This window comes from Actinocatenispora thailandica, assembly GCF_016865425.1.
GTDB lineage: Bacteria > Actinomycetota > Actinomycetes > Mycobacteriales > Micromonosporaceae > Actinocatenispora > Actinocatenispora thailandica.
In genome coordinates, this window is record NZ_AP023355.1 from 6,111,522 (window position 1) to 6,133,274 (window position 21,753).

Annotated in this window: 20 protein-coding genes and 1 riboswitch; of the genes, 10 read left to right on the forward strand and 10 right to left on the reverse strand. The window is 72.4% G+C overall.

Annotation, left to right across the window (positions count from 1 at the left end; all coding sequences use genetic code 11):
- Positions 1–67: 67 nt before the first annotated feature.
- From Athai_RS27365 to Athai_RS27385, 5 genes are all read right to left on the reverse strand, one after another.
- Entirely contained in the window at positions 68–1,267 is a 1,200-nt protein-coding gene (locus Athai_RS27365; RefSeq protein WP_203964146.1) for an NAD(P)/FAD-dependent oxidoreductase, read from the reverse strand.
- Positions 1,268–1,423: 156 nt separating this feature from the next.
- On the reverse strand, positions 1,424–1,579 hold the full coding sequence (locus tag Athai_RS27370; protein WP_203964147.1) for a hypothetical protein: 156 nt from the start codon (positions 1,577–1,579) through the stop codon (positions 1,424–1,426).
- Between the two features lie 179 nt (positions 1,580–1,758).
- Positions 1,759–2,538: an ABC transporter ATP-binding protein gene (locus Athai_RS27375; protein ID WP_203966305.1), complete on the reverse strand. Its 780-nt coding sequence runs from the start codon at positions 2,536–2,538 to the stop codon at positions 1,759–1,761.
- Positions 2,539–2,632: 94 nt separating this feature from the next.
- Positions 2,633–3,733, reverse strand: coding sequence for a FecCD family ABC transporter permease (locus Athai_RS27380; protein WP_420829847.1), 1,101 nt, complete (start codon positions 3,731–3,733; stop codon positions 2,633–2,635).
- Positions 3,664–4,620, reverse strand: a complete 957-nt coding sequence (locus Athai_RS27385; protein ID WP_420829805.1) for an ABC transporter substrate-binding protein — start codon at positions 4,618–4,620, stop codon at positions 3,664–3,666. Before Athai_RS27385 ends, Athai_RS27380 begins: the two co-directional genes overlap by 70 nt.
- 81 nt (positions 4,621–4,701) lie before the next feature.
- A riboswitch (cobalamin riboswitch) is annotated at positions 4,702–4,829 on the reverse strand.
- A 166-nt stretch (positions 4,830–4,995) separates the two neighbouring features.
- Between Athai_RS27385 and Athai_RS27390 the strand changes: the two genes are divergently transcribed.
- The 8 genes from Athai_RS27390 (at position 4,996) to Athai_RS27425 (ending at position 15,975) form a co-directional block, all read left to right on the forward strand.
- Positions 4,996–5,661: a GntR family transcriptional regulator gene (locus Athai_RS27390; RefSeq protein ID WP_203964148.1), complete on the forward strand. Its 666-nt coding sequence runs from the start codon at positions 4,996–4,998 to the stop codon at positions 5,659–5,661.
- A gap of 261 nt (positions 5,662–5,922) precedes the next feature.
- On the forward strand, positions 5,923–7,530 hold the full coding sequence (locus tag Athai_RS27395; RefSeq protein ID WP_203964149.1) for an ABC transporter substrate-binding protein: 1,608 nt from the start codon (positions 5,923–5,925) through the stop codon (positions 7,528–7,530).
- A gap of 11 nt (positions 7,531–7,541) precedes the next feature.
- Complete coding sequence (locus Athai_RS27400; RefSeq protein ID WP_203964150.1) at positions 7,542–8,492, forward strand: ABC transporter permease; 951 nt, start codon at positions 7,542–7,544, stop codon at positions 8,490–8,492.
- A gap of 69 nt (positions 8,493–8,561) precedes the next feature.
- Positions 8,562–9,452 carry an ABC transporter permease gene (locus Athai_RS27405; RefSeq protein ID WP_239157200.1) on the forward strand — a complete coding sequence of 297 codons (891 nt, stop codon included), beginning with the start codon at positions 8,562–8,564 and terminating at the stop codon, positions 9,450–9,452.
- Positions 9,453–9,504: 52 nt separating this feature from the next.
- Positions 9,505–10,539, forward strand: a complete 1,035-nt coding sequence (locus Athai_RS27410) for an ABC transporter ATP-binding protein (RefSeq protein ID WP_203964151.1) — start codon at positions 9,505–9,507, stop codon at positions 10,537–10,539.
- Positions 10,532–11,515: an ABC transporter ATP-binding protein gene (locus Athai_RS27415; RefSeq protein ID WP_203964152.1), complete on the forward strand. Its 984-nt coding sequence runs from the start codon at positions 10,532–10,534 to the stop codon at positions 11,513–11,515. Before Athai_RS27410 ends, Athai_RS27415 begins: the two co-directional genes overlap by 8 nt.
- A gap of 11 nt (positions 11,516–11,526) precedes the next feature.
- Positions 11,527–13,383 carry a gamma-glutamyltransferase family protein gene (locus Athai_RS27420; protein ID WP_203964153.1) on the forward strand — a complete coding sequence of 619 codons (1,857 nt, stop codon included), beginning with the start codon at positions 11,527–11,529 and terminating at the stop codon, positions 13,381–13,383.
- A 489-nt stretch (positions 13,384–13,872) separates the two neighbouring features.
- Positions 13,873–15,975: an acyltransferase family protein gene (locus Athai_RS27425; protein WP_203964154.1), complete on the forward strand. Its 2,103-nt coding sequence runs from the start codon at positions 13,873–13,875 to the stop codon at positions 15,973–15,975.
- Positions 15,976–16,039: 64 nt separating this feature from the next.
- On the opposite strand, the gene Athai_RS27430 is transcribed toward Athai_RS27425, so the two are convergent.
- Positions 16,040–17,302, reverse strand: coding sequence for an erythromycin esterase family protein (locus Athai_RS27430; RefSeq protein WP_203964155.1), 1,263 nt, complete (start codon positions 17,300–17,302; stop codon positions 16,040–16,042).
- A 66-nt stretch (positions 17,303–17,368) separates the two neighbouring features.
- Positions 17,369–18,010, reverse strand: a complete 642-nt coding sequence (locus Athai_RS27435; RefSeq protein WP_420829848.1) for a CatB-related O-acetyltransferase — start codon at positions 18,008–18,010, stop codon at positions 17,369–17,371.
- A gap of 293 nt (positions 18,011–18,303) precedes the next feature.
- Here Athai_RS27435 and Athai_RS27440 point away from each other — a divergent pair, with 293 nt between their 5' ends.
- Positions 18,304–18,843, forward strand: a complete 540-nt coding sequence (locus Athai_RS27440; protein ID WP_203966321.1) for a TetR/AcrR family transcriptional regulator — start codon at positions 18,304–18,306, stop codon at positions 18,841–18,843.
- A gap of 26 nt (positions 18,844–18,869) precedes the next feature.
- Here Athai_RS27440 and Athai_RS27445 read toward each other — a convergent pair whose 3' ends face one another.
- The 3 genes from Athai_RS27445 to Athai_RS27455 form a co-directional block, all read right to left on the reverse strand.
- The gene (locus Athai_RS27445; protein ID WP_203964156.1) at positions 18,870–19,697 is read right to left on the reverse strand and encodes a hypothetical protein; all 828 of its coding nucleotides are present in this window, start codon (positions 19,695–19,697) and stop codon (positions 18,870–18,872) included.
- The gene (locus Athai_RS27450) at positions 19,678–20,760 is read right to left on the reverse strand and encodes a helix-turn-helix domain-containing protein (protein ID WP_203964157.1); all 1,083 of its coding nucleotides are present in this window, start codon (positions 20,758–20,760) and stop codon (positions 19,678–19,680) included. Before Athai_RS27450 ends, Athai_RS27445 begins: the two co-directional genes overlap by 20 nt.
- Before the next feature lie 250 nt (positions 20,761–21,010).
- Positions 21,011–21,247, reverse strand: coding sequence for a GntR family transcriptional regulator (locus Athai_RS27455; RefSeq protein WP_239157201.1), 237 nt, complete (start codon positions 21,245–21,247; stop codon positions 21,011–21,013).
- A gap of 174 nt (positions 21,248–21,421) precedes the next feature.
- On the opposite strand from Athai_RS27455, the gene Athai_RS27460 reads away from it, so the two are divergent.
- Positions 21,422–21,679: a hypothetical protein gene (locus Athai_RS27460; RefSeq protein ID WP_203964158.1), complete on the forward strand. Its 258-nt coding sequence runs from the start codon at positions 21,422–21,424 to the stop codon at positions 21,677–21,679.
- The last annotated feature ends 74 nt before the right edge of the window (positions 21,680–21,753 follow it).

Here is a 21,753-nt window from a genome sequence, read left to right on the forward strand (position 1 = left end):
GGCCGGAGCGAGGCGGCCGGGACGCTGGTGCCGGGCCGCGGCCCACGGCGGCCCGGCACCAGCGGGATCAGTTCGGCAGCGCGGCCGGCGACCCGGTCGCGGCGGCGACCGGCTCCGGCCGCGGCGACCGTGCCAGGGGGTAGAGCATCCCGGTGGACAGCGCGCCGCTGCCGGCCGCCCAGGCGGCGGCGCGGCAGACCAGGTCCTTGCCGGCCGCGCCGGCCCGACCGGCAACGAGCAGCCCGGTGGCCCGGTCGTCCGCCCGCACCACCTGCACCACGCCGTCCCGGCGGCCGAGGCTGATGCACAGGTCCATGAACCGGTACCGGTACGGCTTCGGGTCCCGGCCGGCGAGGCGCGCGGCGACCGCGTCGGCCGCGTACAACCCGGTCGGCAGGCCGGCCTGGCAGGACATCCGGGGCACCCCCCACGGCATCTCGATCGCCGCGGCATCGCCGATCGCGTACACCTCGGGGTGGCCCGGCACCCGCATCGTCGCCTCGACCGGGATCCGGCCCATCTCGTCGGTGCGCAGCCCGGCGTCGGCGGCGAGCGACGGCGCGACGAACGACCCGCACCAGACCGCCACGTCCGCGGGCAGCGTGCCGCCGCCGGCCAGCGTCACGGCACCCGGCTCGACCGCGGCGACCGTCGTGTTCTCCCGCACCGTCACGCCGAGCCGGCGCAGCGCGGCGGCAAGGTGCCGGCGGGTCCGCGCCGAGACCGTCTCCGCGATCCGCCCGCGGGTCGCCAGCGTCACCGCCAGCCGCGGGTACGCCTCGGCGATCTCGGTCGCCGCCTCGATCCCGGTGAGGCCGCCGCCGCACACCACCACGGTGCCGGCGCGGCCGACCGCCGCCCGCAGCGCCGCCGCGAGCCGGCCGGCGACCGGCCCGTCCAGCCGGTACGCGTGCTCGGCGACGCCCGGCACCGCGTCGGTGCGGGTGTGGCTGCCCACCGCGTACAGCAGGGTGTCGTAGCCGACCGGGCCGCCGTCGGAGAGCCGCAGCGTGCCGGCGGCCAGGTCGATCGCCTCGACGGTGCCGACCCGAAGGGATACGTCGGTACCGGACAGCAGTTCGGCGAGCGGGCGGGACGCGGCACCGGTGCCGGCGGCCACCTGGTGCAGCCGGATCCGCTCCACGAAGTCGGGGCCGGCGTTGATCAGCTGGATCCGCACGTCCCGGCCGTGGGTGCGGCGGGCCAGCCGGCTCGCGGCGGCGAGCCCGGAATACCCGGCGCCGACAATGGCCACCTGAGTTGACATCGTTCCCCCTCGTCACCTCGTCGAAGAAGGCTTCCCTCCTCGGACGAGACGGTCGGCGGAAACGTGACGCGGCCGGCGTCGCCGGCTTCAGTGCCGGCCGGACACCACCGGCGCGGGTGGCCTCAGCGCCGGCCGGAACCCACCGGCGCGGGTGGCTCAGCGCCAGAGGAAACCGCCGGCGGAGAACTCGATGCGCCGGCGGGACATGAACGGGTTGGGCTCGATGCGGCCGCCGCCACGCTGTCGCGGCACCGCTGGCGCGAGTCGCGCGGTACGGGCCCGGTTCGTGGCGTTGGTCATCGTGGCGGTCATCGTGCACCTCGCTCATCGTTCATCCGGTATGCCCCCAGGGTGGGACGGCGGCGGCCTGCGCGAATCCACGTTTCGTGCCAGCGCCCGGTTTTCCCCGCCCGCCGTGATGCCGCGCACGTACCCGCAGCTCAGCCCCGCCGGCAGCGGCGGGTGCCGGCGGCCCGGACGGCGCCCCCGTATCACCGGCGGCGTACCGGAACCACCAGCGGGCCGTGATCGCCGGCCACGACCCGGACCCGGGCCCGGTAGTGGGTGGCGAGCAACTCCTCGGTGAGCACCTCGTCGGGCGTACCGAGCGCGACCCGGCGGCCGTCGGCCAGCAGCAGGATGCGGTCGGCGTACTCGCCGGCGACGGACAGGTCGTGCATGGTCGCGACGACGGTGAGCGGCTCGTCCGCCGGCCCGCTGGTCCGCAGTTCGTCGACGAGTTCCAGCACGTCCTGCTGGTGGCCGATGTCCAGCGCGCTGGTCGGTTCGTCGAGCAGCAGCAGCCGGGCGCCCTGGGCGAGCGCGCGGGCCAGGAAGACCCGCTGGCGCTCCCCGCCGGACAGGGTGGACAGTTCCCGGTCGGTGAGCGCGGTGAGGTCCAGCCGGGCCAGCACGTCGCGCACCGCGGCCAGGTCTGCGGCGCTCTCGACACCCAGCGGCGGAATGTACGGGGTGCGGCCGAGCAGCGCGTAGTCGAACACCGACATGCCGGCGGGTACCACCGGGTCCTGCGCCACCAGGGCGATCTGCCGGGCCCGGTCCCGGCGGCGCAGCGCGGTCACCGGGGTGCCGCCGATCCGCACCTCGCCGGCCGCCGGCAGCAGCCCGGCCAGCACCCGCAGCAGGGTGGACTTCCCGGCTCCGTTGGGCCCGATGACGGTCAGCCACTCACCGGGCGCCACGTCGATGTCCACATCGGACAGCAACGCCGCGGCGCCGATCCGGACGCCGACGCCCCGGGCGGACACCATCGCCTCGTCGATGCTCATGCCCGGCCCTCGCTGCGGCCCGCCCGGACAGCAGGCGACACCGCACGGTCCCGGCCGGTCGCCCGCGCACGCCCGGTCACGGCGCGACCCGCTTCGTGGTCCGCAGCACCACGACGAAGAACGGCGCGCCGAAGAACGCGGTCACCACGCCGATCGGGATCTCCGCCGGGGCCTGCACGGTACGCGCGAGCAGGTCGGCGAGCGCCAGGAACGCGGCGCCGAACAGCAGCGACAGCGGCAGGATGATCCGGTAGCTGGAACCGGCGAGCAGCCGCACCGCGTGCGGCACGATGATGCCGACGAACCCGATCAGGCCGGACACCGCGACCGCCGCGGCGGTACCGAGGGTGGCGGCGAGGATGAGCACCACCCGGATCCGCTGCGGGTGCAGGCCGAGGCTGGCCGCCTCCTCGTCGCCGACGCTGAGCACGTCCAGGGCCCGGCGCTGGGCGAGCACCACCACCGAGGTGACCGCCACGTACGGCAGCAGCATCAGCACCTCGTGCCAGCCGGAGGTGGTGAGCTGCCCGAGCAGCCAGGAGTACACCTCCTGGATGGTGTCGCTGTGCGCCTGCAGCAGGTAGGTCTGGATGGCGGTGCAGAACGCGGCGATCGCCACCCCGGCGAGGATCAGCGTCACCGTCGAGCGGAACCGGGAGCCGGCCGCGCCGAGCAGGTAGGTACCCGCGACCGCGGCGAGCGCGCCGACGAACGCGGCGAGCGGGACCAGCAGCGGCGCGGTCACCGAGGAGCCGGGCCGCAGCACGATGACCGTGGTGGCGCCGAGACCGGCCCCGGCCGCCACCCCGAGCAGGTACGGGTCGGCCAGCGGGTTGCGGAACACCCCCTGGTAGCAGCCGCCGGACAGCGCCAGCATGGCGCCGACCAGCAGCCCGAGTACGACCCTGGGCAGCCGCAGCTGGGTCAGGATGGCGTCGTCGCGGGCGGACAGCCCGGTCGGTACCGCGCCGCCGGTCAGGTGGTGCACCAGGTCGGTGACCACGTCGACCGGCGACAGCGACACCGGCCCGAACGCGAGGCCGGCGACGAGCGCCACCGCCACCGCGACGAGCCCGGCGAGCACCCAACGCAGCCGCAGCCGGCTGGTCACGTCGCCGGTACCGCCTGGACGGCGTTGGCGGCGGCCTGCACCAGCTGGACGACGCGCGGGCCCCAGCGGGACGCGATGTCGTCGTTCAGCCCGTACACGTGCTTGTCCTTGACCGCGGTGAGGGTGTTCCAGCCGGGCCGCTTGCCGACCGTCGCGGCCGACGCCGCGCAGCACTTCGTGTCGGCCAGGAAGACCAGGTCGGGGTTCGCCTCGACCAGGTACTCCTTGGACAGCTGCGGGTAGCCGGTGCCGCCCTTGTCCGCCTTGTCGGCGATGTTGGTCAGGCCGAGCTGGCGCAACAGCGATCCGACGAACGTCTTGCTGGTCGCGGTGTGCAGCTGCGGGTCCAGCTCGTAGTAGTAGCTGAGCTTGGCGGTGCGCTTCGGCAGCCCCTGCTCCGCCTTGGCGATGCCGGACTTCATCTTCTGGACGGTGCGCTTCGCGCCGTCGGCGTGCCCGGTCAGCGTGCCGAGGTCGGTGATCTCCCGGTAGCTGTCGTCGATGGTGGTCGCCGCGCTCGCCACGTACACCGGGATCTTGAGTTTCCGCAGGCCCTTGACCACGCCGCCGGTGTCGTACGACAGGACCACCAGGTCCGGGTCGTACCCGGCGATGGCCTCCACGTTCGGCTTGAAGCCGGACAGCTTGGTGCGCGGCGCGCTCGCCGGGTAGTTCGACTGGTCGTCGACCGCCTTGACCTGGCCGTCGGCTCCGATGTAGTGCAACATTTCGGTCGTCGTCGGCGACAGCGAGACGATGTGCGTGGGCCGGCGGTCGACGGTGACGCTGCCGGCCGAGCCCTTGACCGTGGCCGGGAACGAGCCGGTGCCGGCGGACGCGCTGGCCCCGGCGTCGGTACCGGCGGAACCGGACGAACCGCAGCCGGCCAGCGCGACGGCCGCGGCGGTCAGCGCGACGAGCGCCGGGGCGAGCCGGCGCAGTGACGTTCTCATGGTGTCCTCCTGTCGGTCGAAGAACGGCTGTCGCCGACAGGGGATGCTGTCTGCGGGGCGCCCGTTCCTCGCAAGCGCAGTACGCGATCCGTGCCGGAGGCGACCTGGCTCGTACCGCCCCCGGATCGGGGCCGGTCATCACAGTTGCGGGACAGCGCCGGGTTCACACCGGCTTCGCTTCGACACGGTCCGCCAAGACCGTAGCGCATTCCCGGTACCGTGCTTCCCCGCGCTACGCCCGCGGGCGGGCCGCATCGCCGCACCGTGCTTCCCGCCACAGCGGCGGCGGGGCCGCTGCCGGTGCCGGCCGGCCGGGTGTCCAGATGGCGGGCCGCGCGAGCAATGCTGGCGCGGATTGCATACCGTATGCAGATCATGTCCGAGCACACGCTGGGTTCGTCCCATGTCCCGCTGCGCGATCTGGTCACCGACGAGATCCGGCAGCGGATCCTGACCGGGCTGCTGCCGCCCGGCGAGCGGCTGGTCGAGGACCGGCTGGCGGAGGATCTCGGCGTGTCCCGCAACCCGGTCCGGGAGGCGATCCGGGTGCTCGCCACCGAGGGCCTGGTCGAGGTCGCGCCGCGGCGCGGCGCGGCGGTCGCGCGGCCCCGGCCGGCGCACGCGGAGGAACTGTTCGACATCCGGATGGCGCTGGAGGGGCTGGCCGCCCGGCTCGCCGCCCGGCGGCGGGACGGCGCGGCGCTCGCCCGGCTGCGCAGCGTGCTGGACGAGCAGCGGGACGCCGACCAGGTCGGGGCGGTCGCGGATCTGAACACGCGGTTCCACACCGAGGTGGCCGCCGCCTCCGGCAACGAGCACCTGCACCAGCTGGTGGGGCCGCTGTTGCGGCGGGCGCAGTGGGTGTTCCTGCAGACCGCGTACACCCGGGCGGGCGAGTCGCTGACCGAGCACGAGCGGATCTACGCGGCGATCGTGGCCGGCGACGAGGAGTCCGCGCAGGCGCTGGCGATCGCGCACGTGGCCGCCGCGCGCCGCTCCTATCTCGCGCACGCGGCCACGCACACCGACCCCACCCCCTGACCCACCCCACCCCGCGCTCCCCCGGCGCTCCCTCCGGCTTTGTTGATCATGGCGTTGTCCGCTGGCGCATGCGCTCTCGCCGAGACAACACCATGATCAACGAGGCCAGGTGTTGCTGTGGGTGATGCTGAAGTGCCCTGGTGTCACGGCGATGTTCACATAGTAGGAAGATCCTGGTGCCGGTACTTGGATCCTGTATACAGAAGCCGTTGGCGGCGACCCGAGTGGCGCAGCACACCCCCAAGGTTCGAGGAGTCCCCCATGCGTACCCGTCGGCTGGTGGCCGCGCTGGCGGTCGTCCCGCTGCTGTTGACGGCAGCGGCCTGCTCGGGCACCGAGACCAGCGTCGGCAAGCAGCTCACCGGGTCGGCACCGTTCGACGCCCGACCGGTACGAGACGGCGGCACACTCACCGTCGGGCTGTCCCAGGATCCCGACGCGCTCGACCCCACCACCGCGAACACCTTCGTGGCCCGCGAGGTGTTCGCCAACATGTGCGAGAAGCTGTACGACGTCGACGAGAACCTGAAGATCGTCCCGCAGCTCGCCGCGGCGCTGCCCAAGCTCTCCGACCACGGCCGCACCGCGACGATCGCGGTGCGGCAGGGGCTGAAGTTCAACGACGGCACCACGATGGACGCGCAGGCGGTGCGCACCACCCTGGTCCGGGACCTCACCCTGCCGACGTCGTCGCGCAAGAGCGAGCTGGGCGCGGTGACCTCGGTCGAGGTGGTCGACGACCACACGGTACGGCTGCACCTGAGCCGCCCGTTCGCCCCGCTCGCCGCGCAGCTCGCCGACCGGGCCGGGATGATCATGTCGCCGGCCGCGCTGCGCAAGTACGGCAAGAACTTCGGCGCGCACCCGCAGTGCGTCGGCCCGTTCTCGTTCGTCAGCCGCACCTCCGGCAGCCAGATCGTGCTGAAGAGGTCGCCGTACTACTACGACAAGGCCAAGGTGAAGCTGGACCGGCTGGTCTACAAGATCGTCACCGACGCGAACGTCCGGTCGGCGAACCTGCAGTCCGGTGACATCCAGGTGGCGGAGCGGCTCGCGACCTCCGACGTCGGCACCCTGTCGGCGGACAAGAGCCTGAAGATCCTGCCCGGCGGCGGCATCAGCTACCAGGGCATCACGATCAACACCGCCAACGTGCACGGCACCGACAAGAAGCCCGGCAAGGTCGACACCCCGCTCGCCCAACATCCCGAGCTGCGCGAGGCGTTCGCGCTGTCACTGGACCGGGACGTGATCAACCGGGTGGTCTTCAACGGCCTGTACGACCCGGACTGCTCACCGCTGCCGAAGAACTCCCCGTACCGCGACCCGAAGGCCACCTGCCCGAAGCGGGACCTGGCCAAGGCACGCCGGCTGGTCAAGAAGGCCGGGGTCGAGACGCCGGTACCGGTGACGCTGTCGCTGACCGCCGACCCGGTCTCGGAGCGGCTCGGCCAGGTCATCCAGGCGATGGCCAAGGAGGCCGGCTTCGCGGTCAAGGTGGTACCGGGCGAGTTCGTCACCACGCTCAACCAGGCCCGGGCCGGCAAGTTCGACACCATCCAGGTCGGCTGGTCGGGCCGGGTGGACCCGGACGGCGACATCAACGACCTGGTCACCTCGGGCGGCTCGAACAACTACAGCGGCCTGCACGACCCGGTGATCGACAACGGCGTGCACGCCGCCGCGACCACCGACACCGCGCAACGACGCGCGTTGTACAGCAAGGTGATCGCGCGCGAGCACGAACTCAACGGAATCATCTACCTGTACCACGAGCGGTACTTCCTCGGTACCGCGGCGAACGTGGCAGGCATCCGGTACTACTCCGACGGCATCCCGCGGTTCGCCACCGCGGGCTTTGCGAAGTAGGTGGCAGGACGATGGGTTGGTATCTGCTGCGCCGCCTCGGCGCGGCCGTGATCGTGGTACTGATCGCGAGCGTCGTGGTGTTCCTCGGCGTCCGCGCGCTGCCCGGTGACCCGGCCGTGGTGCTGGCCGGGGAGAACCCGACACCGCAGGTGATCGCGTCGATCCGGGCGGAGTACGGGCTGGACAAGCCGCTGCCGGTGCAGTACCTGGACTATCTGAAGCACCTGGTCACCGGCGACCTCGGCACCTCCACCCAGGACAAGCTGCCGGTGAGCCAGATCCTGGCGAACCGGATCCCGGTGACGCTGGAACTCGCGGTACTCGCGATGCTCGTCGCGATCGTCGTCGGCGTGCTGTTCGGCACGATCGCGGCGGCCCGGCGCGGCAAGTTCGCCGACTACACCGCGACCGGCTTCGGGCTGCTCGGGCTGTCGGTGCCGCACTTCTGGCTGGGGCTGCTGGCGATCCTGCTGTTCGCGGTGAAGCTGCGCTGGCTGCCGGCGTCGGGGTACGTCCCGTTCACCGAGGACCCGGGGCAGAACCTGGAACGGATGATCCTGCCGGCGCTGGTACTCGGCACCGGCTTCGCCGCGGTACTGATGCGCCAGACCCGCTCGGCGATGCTCGGCGCGCTGTCCGCCGACTACGTGCGTACCGCGCGGTCCAAGGGGCTGTCCGCCCCGCGGGTGGTCGGCGTGCACGCGCTGCGCAACAGCCTCACCACCGTCGTCACCGTACTGGGCCTGCAACTGGGCGCGCTGATCTCCGGCGCGGTGGTGACCGAGCAGATCTTCGTCATCCCCGGCTTCGGCAAGCTGACCGTCGACGCGGTACTGACCCGCAACTACCCGGTGATCGAGGCGGTCGTGCTGGTGACCGTCGTCGGGTACATCGTGGTCAACCTGCTCGTCGACGTCGCCTACGCCGCACTGAATCCGCGGATCCGGCTAGGGGGCATCTGATGGATCTTCAGCCGGCTGCGCCGGGCTCGCTCGGCCAAGATCCATCAGACACCCCCACGGGAGCGACCCATGGCTGACGTGCTCACCACCCCGGCGCCCACGGCCGTCGCGGCCACCGGCCGGTCGGACCGCTGGCGGCGGATGTGGCGCCGGTTCTACCGCAAGCCGATGTCCCTCACCGGACTGGTCCTGGTCGTACTGTTCCTGCTGCTGGCGCTGCTGGGGCCGGCGTTGTTCGGTGACCCGACCGCGGTGCACTTCGACGACGTGCTGGGTGCGCCGTCCGGCGCGCACCTGCTCGGCACCGACGACCTCGGCCGCGACCAGCTGGCCCGGATCGCGTCCGGTGCCCGGGTCTCGCTGCAGGCGGGGGTGCTGTCGACGGCGCTGGCGATGGTGATCGGCATCCCGGTCGGCCTGGTCGCCGGGTTCTACCGGCGCTACCTCGACTCGGTCGTGATGCGCACCGTGGACGTCGTACTCTCCTTCCCGTTCCTGGTGTTCGCGGTCGGGCTGGCGGCGATCCTCGGCCCGTCGCTGCGCAACGTGGTGTTCGCGCTGGGCGTCGCGCAGATCCCGGCGATCGTCCGGATCACCCGCGGCGAGGTGCTGTCGGTGCGCGAGCAGGACTTCGTCGCCGGTGCGATCGCCGACGGCGCCAACGACGCCACGATCCTGTTCCGGTACGTGCTGCCGAACGCGGCGAACGCGCTGATCGTGCAGGCGACGGTGGCGATCCCGGCGGCGATCATCGGCGAGGCGACGCTGTCCTTCCTGGGGCTCGGGGTACAGCCGCCGACCCCGTCCTGGGGCGTCATGCTGACCACCGCCCAGCAGTTCCTCTCCCAGGCGCCGTGGCTCGCGGTGTGGCCCGGCGTGATGATCGCGGTGACCACGCTCGGGTTCAACCTGCTCGGCGACGGCCTGCGCGACGTGATCGACCCCAGGAGCGCCCGATGACGAGCACCGGACGAGCGTGCCGCGTCGGCACTGCGGTCAAGGAGGAACGTCGATGAGCGAGCGAGTGAACCGCGCGCGCGGTGCGGCCGACACCGCGCTGCTGTCGGTGGCGGACCTGCACGTCTCGTTCGGTACCGAGGACGGCCTGGTGCAGGCGGTCAAGGGTGTCTCGCTGACCCTGGCGCCGGGCGAGATCCTGGCCCTGTGCGGCGAGTCCGGCTCGGGCAAGTCGGTGACCGCGATGTCGGTACCGCGGCTGCTGCCGCCGACCGCGCGGGTGTCCGGCGAGGTCCGGCTCGACGGGCGGGACCTGCTGCGGCTCGACGGCCGCGAGCTGCGCGCGCTGCGCGGGTCGGACGTCTCGGTGGTGTTCCAGGAGCCGATGACGTCGCTGAACCCGTCGTTCACCGTCGGCTTCCAGATCACCGAGGTGCTGCACCGGCACCAGAAGCTGTCCCGGCGCGCCGCGCGGGCCCGTGCGGTCGAGCTGCTGGACCTGGTGGGCATCCCGGACCCGGCGGGCCGGCTGCGGGAGTACCCACACCAGCTGTCCGGCGGGATGCGGCAGCGGGTGATGATCGCGATCGCGGTCGCCTGCGAACCGCGGATCCTGATCGCGGACGAGCCGACCACGGCGCTGGACGTGACGATCCAGGCCGGCGTGCTGGACGTGTTCCGTTCGCTGCGGGACCGGCTCGGTACCGCGATCGTCCTGATCACGCACGATCTCGGGGTGGTGGCGGACATCGCCGACCGGGTCGCGGTGATGTACGCGGGCCGGATCGTCGAGCAGGCGACGGTGACCGAGCTGTTCGCCCGGCCGCTGCACCCCTACACCCGCGGGCTGCTCGGCGCGCTGCCCAGCGCTGCGCAGCGGGACGGTACGGACCGGCGCCGGCTGCGGGAGATCCCCGGCATGGTGCCCGCGCCGTACGCCGATCCGGACGAGTGCCCGTTCGCGCCGCGCTGCCCGATCGCCGCCGACGACTGCACCGCGGCCCGGCCGGCCCTCGACCCGCAGGGCGACGGCCACTTCGCGGCCTGCTTCCATCCCGGCGTGTCCACTGTGGAGGCTGTCGATGCCTGATCTGCTCACCATCACCGACCTGGTCAAGCACTACCCGTCCGGGCGCGGCCGGGTGGTGCACGCGGTGGACGGTGTCTCGCTGTCGATCGGCGCCGGCGAGGTGCTGGGGCTGGTCGGCGAGTCCGGCTCCGGCAAGTCGACGATCGGCAAGTGCATCCTGCGGCTGACCGAGCCCACCTCGGGCCGGATCGTGTTCGACGGTACCGACGTGACCCACCTGTCCCGCCGGGGCATGCGGCCGCTGCGGCGGGACGTGCACATCGTCTTCCAGGACCCGTACTCGTCGCTCAACCCGCGGTTCTCCATCGGCCAGATCGTCGCGGAACCGCTGCGGCAGCACCGGATCGCGTCCGGTCGTGCCGCCACCGACAAGGTCTGCGAGATGCTGGAACGGGTCGGGTTGCGCGCCCAGATGCGGCACCGGTACCCGCACGAGCTGTCCGGCGGCCAGCGGCAGCGGGTCGGCCTGGCCCGCGCGCTGGTGTGCGGGCCGAAGCTGGTGGTGGCCGACGAACCGGTCAGCGCACTGGACGTCTCGGTGCAGGCGTCGGTGCTCAACCTGCTCACCGACCTGCAACGGGACATGGGCTTCTCGTGCCTGTTCATCACGCACGACCTGTCGGTGGTCGAGTTCCTCGCCGACCGCATCGCGGTGATGTACCTGGGCAGCGTGGTCGAGTCCGGCCCGCGCGAGCAGATCTTCACCGACCCGCAGCACCCGTACACGAGGGCGCTGCTGTCGGCGGCGCCGGTACCGGATCCGGCGGCGCAGCGCGATCGGCGCCGGGTGGTGCTGTCCGGCGACGTACCGTCGCCGCTGGCGCCGCCGTCCGGCTGCCGGTTCCACACCCGCTGCCCGGTCGCGATCGACCGGTGTGCCACGGTGGTACCGAGCCTGACGCCGGTCCGCTCCCCCGACCATCCGGTTGCCTGCCACCTGGTGACCGAGGACTCGGTACCGAGCCTCGCGCAGTAGAAGGGATGCCCATGTTCACCACCCGGCCCGAGTTGTCCGGCGATCACGGCATGGTGGCCAGTACGCACTGGTTGGCGTCGGCCGCCGGGATGAGCGTGCTGGAGCGCGGCGGCAACGCGTTCGACGCGGCGGTCACCGCCGGCTTCCTGCTGCAGGTCGTCGAGCCGCACCTGAACGGCCCGGGCGGCGAGGTGCCGGCGCTGGTGTGGCCGGAGGCCGAGCAGCGGGTGTCGGTGGTGTGCGGGCAGGGCGTGGCGCCCGCGGCGGCCACCGTCGCCGCGGTCCGCGGGCTGGGCGTCGACCTGATGCCCGGCACCGGGCTGCTGCCGGCGACGGTGCCCGGCGCGTTCGGTGGCTGGCTGCTGATGCTGGAGCGCTGGGGCACCTGGCGGCTGCGGGACGTGCTGGAGCCGGCGATCTGGTACGCCGAGCACGGCATCCCGGTGCTGGAGCGGATCGCGAACACGATCGGTACGGTCGCGGACATGTTCCGGGCCGACTGGCCGACCTCGGCGGTCACCTGGCTGCCCGCCGGCGCGGTACCGGTCACCGGTGGCCGGTTCGCCAACCCGGTGCTGGCCGCCACGTTCCGGCGGGTGGTCGCCGAGGCCGAGGCGCACGGCGGGGCCGGCCGGGGTTCCAGCCGGGAGAGCGAGATCGAGGCGGCCCGATCGGCCTGGTACTCCGGGTTCGTGGCCGAGGCGATCGCCGAGTTCTGCGCCGGCCGCGGCTGGCGGGACACCTCCGGCGCCGAGCACACCGGGCTGCTCACCGGCGACGACCTGGCCGGCTGGCGGGCGACCGTCGAGGAGCCGGTGCACCTGGACTACCGCGATCACACGGTGTACAAGACGGACAGCTGGGGTCAGGGGCCGGTGTTCCTGCAGCAGCTGGCGCTGCTGTCCGGGTTCGACCTGGACGCCGCCGCACCGGCCGAGTTCGTGCACACGGTCACCGAGTCGGCCAAGCTCGCCTTCGCCGACCGGGAGGCCTGGTACGGCGACCCGCGGTACGCCGACGTGCCGCTGACCGCGCTGCTGAGCAAGGAGTACAACGAGGCGCGGCGCGGCTTGATCGGCGCGGCGGCCAACGCCGAGCTGCGGCCCGGCAGCCCGGCCGGCCGCACCCCGCGGCTGCCGGAGTACCCGGGGCCGATCACGGCGACCGCCGCCGCCGGCGTGGTGGGCGGCGTGGGCGAGCCGACGGTCTCGATGCCCGCCCCCGACTCCGCGGAGCCGGGCGAGGCGCGGACCGGAGCGAACGGCCGGGTCAACGGCGACACCTGCCACCTGGACGTGGTGGACCGGTGGGGCAACATGGTGTCGGCGACGCCCAGCGGCGGCTGGTTGCAGTCCTCCCCGACGATCCCGTCGCTCGGTTTCTGCCTCGGCACCCGCGGGCAGATGTTCTGGTTGCAGGACGGCCTGCCGGGCAGCCTGCGGCCCGGCGCCCGGCCGCGCACCACGCTGACGCCGTCGTTCGCGACGCGCGACGGCCGGCCGTGGCTGGCGTTCGGCACCCCGGGCGGCGACCAGCAGGACCAGTGGAGCGTCAACTTCTTCCTCTCGCTCGTCCACAGTGGACTGAACCTGCAGGAGGCGATCGACGCGCCGATGTTCCACTCGATGCACTTCCCGTCGTCGTTCTACCCGCGGGGCAGCCGCGCCAACGTGTTGCTGGTCGAGGACCGGATGGACGCCGCGACGATCGCCGAGCTGCGCCGCCGCGGGCACCAGGTCGAGACGCAGCCGCCGTGGTCGCTCGGCCGGCTGTCCGCGGTCGCCCGGGACGCCGACTGGCCCGGTACCGGCTTCCTGCGGGCGGCCGCCAACCCGCGCGGCGCCCAGGGCTACGCCGTCGGCCGCTGAGGCACGGCCCGCCCCAGCGACGGGTCTCGTCCGCCACGCGCGGCGGGACCCGTTCGGTTTGCACCGCTGGGCCGGCCGCGAACCGGTCGCCGACGGATCCGGTGCGCCACCGCCGAACCGTTTCTGTCCGCAACCGGCCGATCTGGTCGGTGCCGCCGGGCCAGATGCATGCGAACACCGCGGCGCGGGTATGCCCCGACACATGCCGCCTACTGCGCCCCACCCGCCCCACCCCGTCGACGTTCCTTTGCTCTGCGCACCTGAGCGCACCACCTTTGCTCTGGACACCTGAGCGCACCACAGGTGGTGCATGGAAGTGTCCAGAGCAAAGGGTGGCGCACAGGTGGCCTGTCGGTGACCGGCGCCGGGCGCACCCGGCGTGCGATCGGGATCACGATTCGCCCGCCAGACCGAATGGCGTTGGGCACCCGGGTCCGCTTGCCAGCCAGCACCCAGCCGGCACACATCCAGCGTTGATACCGGAGAGGCATGGACGTCCAGCAGACATCGACCAGTGCCGATCGATCCGCCGCGGTGGCGCCCCGCACCGAACCCTCGACGCGGACGGATTCGCCGCCACCGCACCGGTTCCGGCCGGACGTCGAGGGACTGCGCGCGGTCGCCGTGCTGGCCGTGCTCGGGTACCACGCGGGCATCGCCTGGCTGGGCGGCGGGTACGTCGGTGTCGACGTGTTCTTCGTCATCTCCGGCTTCCTGATCACCGGCATGCTGGTACGGGAGGCGGAACGGCGCGGCACCGTGTCGGCGGCGGCGTTCTACGCCCGCCGGGCCAAGCGGCTGCTGCCGCTGACCGTTCCGGTGCTGGTCGCGGTCGTGGTGGCGTCCTGGTGGGTGCTGTCGCCGGTCGGCGGCAAGTCGGTGTTCGCCGACGTGATCGCCGCCGGGCTGTACGTCATCAACTGGCGGCTGGCCGGCCAGTCGGTCGACTACTCGGCGCTCGGCGCCGATGCCAGCCCGGTGCAGCACTTCTGGTCGCTCGCCGTCGAGGAGCAGTTCTACCTGGTCTGGCCGATCGTGGTGATCGCCGTCGTGCTGTGGTGCCGGTACCGGCACGTCGCCCTGCGGCCCCGCCTGGCGGTGGCGCTCGGGGTGCTCGCCGCCGCCTCGTTCGGCTACGCGGTGGTCGAGGTCGCCGATGCCGCCGGCGCCGCGTACTTCTCCACGCTGACCCGCGGCTGGGAACTCGCCGCCGGCGGGCTGCTCGCCCTGGTCCCGGCCGCCGCGTTCGGCCGGCTGCGGCGGTTCGCGACGCCGGCCGCCGCGCTCGGGCTGGTCGCGATCGCGATCTCCATCGTCGGCTACCGCGACGACACGCCGTTCCCCGGCGCCACCGCACTGCTGCCGGTACTCGGCACCGTCGCGGTCATCGCGGCCGGCACCGCCGTGGTCGACACCGCCCCCGGCCGGCTGCTGTCGCTGCCGCCGGTGCGCTACGTGGGCCGCATCTCGTACTCCTGGTACCTCTGGCACTGGCCGGCGATCGCGCTGGTCACCGCCTGGTTGGGCGACCTGCCGGCGTCCCAGCTCGCGATCGTGGTGCTGCTGTCCGGCATCCCCGCCGCGATCAGCCACCATCTGGTGGAGGACCGGCTCCGGCACGCCAGGGCGCTCGCCCGGCCGCGCCGCGCGCTGCCGCTGGGCCTCGCCTGCACCGCGGTCTCGGTGCTGGTCGGGGTCGGTGCGCTGGTGGCGGTACCGACGGTGCCGCAGGCCTCGCCGCGGCAGGCGATCGGGGCGAAGGCGCTGAAGGACGGCGACGGCATGCAGCGCACCGCCCGCGCCCTCGCGCCGGTACCGGCGAAGGCGGTGCAGGACGACGGGCAGGCACAGGACGACCACTGCCTGGTGCGGCAGAAGGAGACCCGCACCCCGGGCGACTGCGTGTACGGCGACCCGAACGGCGACACCACCGTGGTGCTGTACGGCGATTCCCATGCCCTGCAGTACTTCGCGGCGATGGACACGATCGCGAAGGACCGCGGCTGGCGGCTGGTGGCGCTGGGCAAGGCGGCGTGCACCCCGGCGCAGGTCCGCACGTACAACTACCAGTTCAAGCGGGAGTACAGCGAGTGCGACGACTTCCGGGACGCGGCGTTGAAGCGGATCGCCGACGAGCATCCGGCGCTGGTGGTGACCGGCAACCTGGCCACCGAGTCGGTGATCGAGGGCGGCGACCGGCTCACCGGTGACGCCAGCGCCGACGCGCTGCGCGACGGGTACGTCAAGACGCTGGACCGGCTGCGCGGCACCGGCGCGAAGATCGCCGTGATGCAGGACAACCCGCGCCCACCGACCGACATCCCGTCCTGCGTGTCGAAGTCGATGCGGGACCTGACCGACTGCGCCTTCCCGGAGAGCAAGGCGCTCGACTTCCAGCCGGTCAACGGGGAGGCCGCCGACGAGGTACCGGGCGTGCGGTCGATCGACGTGGCGCCGATGCTGTGCCGGGACGGTACCTGCCCGGCGGTGATCGGCAACGTCATCGTCTACCGCAACGACGCGCACCTGACCGCCACCTACGTGCGCAGCCTCACCGGTTGGCTGGCGCACCAACTGCCCGCGGTCGCTTGAGCCGCCGGTCGGGCGGCCGTCGAACCGGGTGTCGTGCCGGACCGATCCGGGCCGGCCCGCGCGGTCAGTGCGGGGTCACCGTGGTGGTCGGGACGTGCAGCATGCCGTCGAACGCCCGGGTCACCGGGGTGTGCAGGTAGCCGCCCTGCAACCGGATCCGATCGGGGGCAGGCGCGTCCGGCGGTCCGCCGCGGAGGTCGGCGAGGCTGCGTCCGAGTCCGGCGCCGGTGAACGCCGCCTCGATGCTGCCCGGCTCGGGGTCGTCCAGCGCGGTCTCCTCGATGGTGAAGCCGAACGGCACGCTCTCGTCCCGGACCATCTCGGCGGTGTGCCCGGCGCTGCCGGTCAGGCCGAGGCTGTAGTACCCGTCGCCGAGCTCGCGGCGCAGGTAGTGCCCCATCGGCAGGCCGGTGAGCCGGCCGTCGAAGGCGATCGGCTCGGTCTGGATGTGCGCGTTGTGCGCGGCGAGCACGATCCTGGCGTCCGGCCCGAGACGGTCCAGGTGCCAGCGCACCGAGCCCGCCAGGTACGCGTCACGCGCCGAGGTGTCCGCGGTCAGCCCGGTACCGGCGAACAGCTCCGCCATCGCGCGGAAGCCGTAGTCGCCGGCCCGCGCACCCTCCAGCCGCCGTACCGCGACGTGGTAGTCGTCCCGGTCGCTGCGCGAGACGTACCGCGGTTCCATCGCGCGCATCCGGACCAGCAGCCGGGACAGGATCGCGGTGAGCGCGTTCTGCTCCGCAGCGGGCAGCCGGGCCCAGCGCGGCGCCGCGTCCGCGGCCGATCCACCGGCGAACGAGCCGGCGATCCGCACCGCTTCCGCCAGCGTCGGGGCGATCTCCGGATCCACCCGGCGCAGGTAGTCGGCGACCGGTTCCAGCGCGGGCAGCAGCGACCCGCCGGCCGACGGCACGTCGAGCCCGGCGAACCGCACCGGCCGCGCCGCGTCCCGGTTGTACCGGCGGAGCCAGCGCAGCGGCCCGTCCACCCCGATCGGGACGGTGCCGGCCAGCAGGTCGTCGAGGTCGCCGTCCGCGCCGTCGCCGCGCGCCCAGGCGTCGAGCCCGAACCCCTCGCTGAACCCGTACTCGAAGGCCAGCGCGGTGAAGCCGCATTCCTCGACCAGGTACCGCAGGAGGCGCTCGCGCAGCGTCGCGAACTCCCGGATGAAGTGCGCGTTCTCCCCGATCGCGACGACCCGGGCGGTACCGATGGCGGCTTTCAGCGGCGCCAGGTCGTCCAGCGGCGCGGCGGGGTCGAGGTGGCCGAGCGGCGTGGCGTGCTCGCGCAGCCAGTCGACGAACGGTTCGGATGGTGCAGTGGGCATGTGTCTTCCGTTTCTCGGTACCGCGCGGCGCATCGGTGCCGGCCGGCGGATGCTGCGGTGCGCCGGTCAGCGAGGTCCGGGTGCGGCGCGGACCAGGTCGTCGACGGTGCCGGACATGATCGTGGCCAGCTGCCGGGTCAGGTGTTCCAGTGGCCAGTCCCACCAGGCGATCTCGAGCAGTCGGGCGATGTCGGCGTCGTCGTACCGCCTCCGGATCAGCCGGGCCGGGTTGCCGCCGACGATGCCGTAGTCGGGCACGTCGGCGACGACGACCGAACCGGATGCGACGATCGCGCCGTGCCCGATGCGCACGCCCGGCATGACCATCGCCTGGTACCCGAGCCACACGTCGTTGCCGATCACGGTGTCGCCGCGGCCGGGCAGCCCGGTGATCAGGTCGAAGTGCTCGCGCCAGGCGCCGCCCATGATCGGGAACGGGAAGGTGGACGGGCCGTCCATCCGGTGGTTGGCGCCGTTCATGACGAACCGCACCCCCTCGCCGAGCGCGCAGAACTTCCCGATCACCAGCCGTTCCGGCCCGTAGTGGTAGAGCACGTTGCGGGTCTGGAACGCGGTCGGGTCGTCCGGATCGTCGTAGTAGCTGAACTCGCCGACCTCGATCAGCGGCGACGTGACCAGCGGTTTCAGCAGCACCACCCGCGGCGCTTCGGGCATCGGGTGCAGCACGGTCGGGTCGGGCGGGGCCATCGGCACGGTCGGTCCCTTCGACGACGGATGGAGCCTGCCCGTCGACGACCGTCACCGGACAGGCCAGTATTGCGACAACTGGCGCGTTAAGATGCTGCCATGACCGCGCCCGCCGAGCAATCGGAAACACCGTGACGTCCCTCGCCCCTGCACCGCGCTCGGACGGTTCGCGGCACCCGGCGGATGTGCCCGACCCAGGCCGTTCGCCACACCCGGCGGACGTGCCGCCCGGCCGGGGCGGCGGTGCACCCCGCCGGCGCCCCGGTGGCCGGACCGCCCGGGTGCGGGCCCAGGTGCTCGACGCCGTCCGCGCCGAGCTGGGCGAGCACGGCTACGACGGGCTCACCGTCGACGCGGTCGCGGCCCGGTCCGGCGTGCACCGGGCCACCGTCTACCGGCGCTGGGGCGACGTCGGTGGGCTGCTCGCCGACGTCCTCGACGCGGCCGGCGACGACGGCTGGCAGCCGCCGGACACCGGCTCGCTGGCCGGCGACCTGGCGGCGCTGAACCACGAGATCCAGGCGGCGATGACCGCCGAACCACCGGTGATGGCGGCGCTGATCGCCGCGTCGTTCCGGTCCGCGCAGGCCGACGCGGCCCAGCGACGCCTCTGGGCCGACCGGTACGCGCGCTGCGAGGTCATCGTGGACCGCGCGATCGGCCACGGTGAGCTGCCCGCCGGTACCCGGGCCCGACCGCTGCTGGTCGCCTCGACCGCGCCGGTCTACCACCACCTGGTGCTGCTGCGGCTACCGCCGGACCCGGCACTGCCCGACCAGGCCGCCCGCACCGCCGCGCTCGCCGCCCGGCACGGCGCCTTCACCGACCGCTGACCAGCGGGCACAGTCGGATGCCGCCGTCAGCGCAGGCTCGCCAGCAGGTCGCCGGCCAGCAGGGACACCGCGACGGCAACCTGCTCCGGCTCCCCGACCCCTTCCTCGGCGCGGCCGGCCATTGTGCACCCGAGGGCATCCGGGCCCGCCGCGAACAGGGAATCGAGATACTCCAGGGCTTGCCGGGTGACATCCCCGCACAGCTCGTGTTCGAGCAGGCACTCGAAGGACGTCCGGAGAGTTGATGTATCGCTGGCTCGGAGCAACCGGTAGGAGTCGTGCGCATCCTTGTCGTTGAGCCTGGTGGGACTGCCGACACGCTCCGCGATCTTGTGCAGTTTCGCGACGAGCAGCGCCGCTGCGCCGGCGACGTTCACGGTTACGGCACGCTGGTCGACGGAATCGAGAGAACGCACGACCAGCGGGTCATGATCGACCAGCACTGCCTCGATGCCTCGGGCGCGCCGTGTTGCTCGACTGCCATGTGGCGGAATCCGCGCGCCACGTCGTCCGCCAGCTCCAGCGAGTTGTTCCGGGACCATGAGATCGACAGGAATACCGTCCGGATTCACCCAGGCGCCCGGCTGCCCGTTCACATCGGGAGCGAACCCCGCGTCCTGCATCGCCGCTTCCACCCTGGGCACGTCGACGAGAAGACGCGGGTCGAGCGCGACATCGCTGTCCTTGGTTGCCTCCGCCAGAGCCACGTCGATGCCGCCCGTTCTCAGGTAGACGGCCTGGGCGCCAATGACGATGACGGCTGCTCGTTGCTCGGCGAGTGCTTCGAGCGAATCGAGCAGTGCGGCTCGCGCACGCACCAGCAGGTCGGCCTGCTCATCGCCAGGCGTCCTCATGACGTTCCATCCAATCCAAAAGTTCGGCAGCTTCGGAAGGCGCCCGCCCCGGTCCCGTCATCAGATCCACGGCAACCTGGGTTGGCGCGGCCACGACGAGCCCGTCAAGCGCTTCGGTCGTGCGATCGAGAACGACCGGATAGGCCGGCCGGGCGATCAGTACGTTGGTCCCGGCGTCCGTCGCGCGCGCGCCCCATGCGTCCGCCGCTTGCTCGGGGTCACCGGCATACACCATGACGGAACGGACCGGCGCGTACGGCTGCCACGCCGCGGCGGCCACGGAACCGGTCAACGCGTAGTTGTCCACTCCGGCACCCCGGATCTGATCGAGAAACGCGGGCAGGCCACGCGGCGCGATGCAACGCAGGACGGCATTCGTGCCCAGAAACCGGTAGTCCTCGCTCCAACGTCGTAACAGCGCCCGCCAGTCCGGAACGCTGATGAGCCCTGCACCGTCACGTCGAACCAGATCTTCGGACTCCAGGAACGCGAGCACCCGGTACGCCGAGCCGGTCGACACGGCAGCGGCACGCACCAGCTCACGAATCTTCCATGGCCCGGCGAGATCGGCCAACGCTCGGACCACCTTGGCCGCGGGCTCTCCGGCCAAGGTTTGTCGAGGACGCCCCGGGCCGCGCCACGGATCCCGGTCCGCGCCACGGTCCGAGAGGAACAGGCCCGGCTCGTCGGCGCGCACCAGCATGTTCCCGGAGGCGTCCGCATAGGACAGGCCCGCCTCGGCAAGGCGCGCGCGAGCGGAGGTCGACAGGTACCGCGACACGACCAAGCCGATGCTTCCCGGGTGCCGGGAGAGCAGCCTGACGAGCCGGTCCTGCATTGCGGCAACATCCCGCGGCTCGACGACACTCTTGACCTCGACGATCACGGCTACCTCAGCGCCGTCGGGCGAGCGGAGCGACAGCACCGAGTCGGCATCCGGGGCCCACGGCTGCGGCGCCTCGCCGAGAGACAATGCCCAGGTCGACGGCAACCGCTCCTGCAGCGCCCGGGTAGCCGTCGTGACCAGCTCACGATCCGTGGGCAGCGATGCCCTGTCAGTCATGTTCAGATAATAACGCAGTTCCGCCGCGGACGGAGAGCACCTATTTGCTGAACACTGACACGCTTCGCAAACAGCATGGCTCGTCCAGCTTCGGTGGTTCCGGCGACGGGCGGACAACCCGACCCAAGTTGCCGCCCACGGGACGATGCGCCGCCGCGACGGGGATACGCACCCTGGCCCACCCCCGCCGGAACGCCGTATCCCTTGCCGCCGGGACTCGGTGTCGTCATTGGGCTCGGGACCGGCGCCACTACTCCTTGACCCAGGAGCCCCGGGCGGGAGCGGTCACGATCAGCCCCTTGTCCCGCAACGTTTCCAGGGCATGCCGCACGGTCATCCGTGCGGCCCCGGTCTGCTGCACGAGCGTCGACTCGCTGGGCAGCTTCTCCCCCGGTTTGAGATGGCCCGAGCGGATGAGCATCTCCAGCTGATCCGCGATCTGCCGGTAGACCGGAGTCGGGTCCTTGATATCGACCGTGATCTCCACGCCGCCAGCGTATGAGCAGGTCAAGACGTCTATACCGTCTACGACGCCTTAGATACCTAAGACTGGCTAGACAGGATAGACCGAATGACGTAGCGTAGCCAGCACAGCATCAGGCGGCTCTCCGGGAGTCGGGCAAGACGCCCGGGAGCACGACCGGTAGTGGAGGTACCGGCTGTGGCGAAGTCCAGGCCAACCGCGACATACGTGCTCTCCGCGGACGACATCCGGGCCGGCGACCAGGTGTTCATCTCGCCGGCCGCCGGCGTGCACGGGCACGGCTGCTGGTGGGCGATGGTGGTGTCCCGGATGCCGGCGCTGGTCGACGGCGCGGTCTACCTGCGCGTCGTACCGGTCGATCAGCTCGACGCCGACCCGGCGGTCACCGTGTTCTACGCGCGGCTGTCCGGCCTGCTGGTGCGGCGGATGCCGTGACCGTGCCGCTCGCGCTCGGCTGGCTGTTCACCCTGGTGCTCGCGTTCGTGCTGGGCGCCGCCCACGGCCGCCGC